This window comes from Sphingobium xenophagum NBRC 107872, from assembly GCF_000367345.1.
Lineage (GTDB): Bacteria > Pseudomonadota > Alphaproteobacteria > Sphingomonadales > Sphingomonadaceae > Sphingobium > Sphingobium xenophagum.
On record NZ_BARE01000125.1, the window covers coordinates 1 to 688 of the forward strand.

General features: G+C 61.8%; 1 protein-coding gene. It reads right to left on the reverse strand.

Annotated elements, in window-relative coordinates; translation table 11 throughout:
* Positions 1-667, reverse strand: a 667-nt coding sequence (locus tag SX1_RS22155) for an ISL3 family transposase (protein WP_019054858.1), incomplete at its 3' end; no start/stop codon positions are given.
* Between the last annotated feature and the right edge of the window lie 21 nt (positions 668-688).

Sequence of the window (688 nt, forward strand, 5' to 3'; positions counted from 1 at the left end):
GGAAGTATCGCTTCGCCAGCGTCTCATAGCCCCGCCACATATCCTGGCAAAACACCTCCACATCATGGCGATCCTCGATCCGCTCGAACATCGCCGCGACCGTCTCGGAATCGCGCTGGGGCAGCATTTCCAGCAGTTGACCCTTTTCGATATCGGCGCAGACGAAGCGGTCGCCGCCAAGTATGCGGTTTTCGTCCACCCCGAACACGCGGGGCGCGTAGAAGCTGTAATCCCGCAGTTTCTCGGCGGCGAACGACTTGAAGACGCGGCGGACCAAGGTTTCTTCGACCGCGTGGAAGGTGGCCGCGTCCTCGAACGTCCGCTTGGTGGCGGACAGGGCGAGATCGTCTTTCAGCCGGCGCGTGATGTAGTGGCGATCATCCACATCGGGCAGTTCCTCATAGACGGTGCCGCCGCAGGATTTGCAGCGGAACCGCTGGCGATGAATGACCAGCCATGTGGGCGCGGGTTCGATCCGGCGATCACGAACGCGCACCTTTTTGGTGCCATTGCGGAGGAGGAGCGGCGCGAGACAGCAGGCATTGACCGGAAGCGCGGGTTCACCCCGCGTCCTGCATCGGACGGTCACTTCGACCAGTCTTCCGGCGTTGTCCTTGATGATCTCCGGCTCCTCCGCACTCAGGTGCGGAAGGCGGAGCCACGTCATTCTTCTAGGTCATCCAAAGTT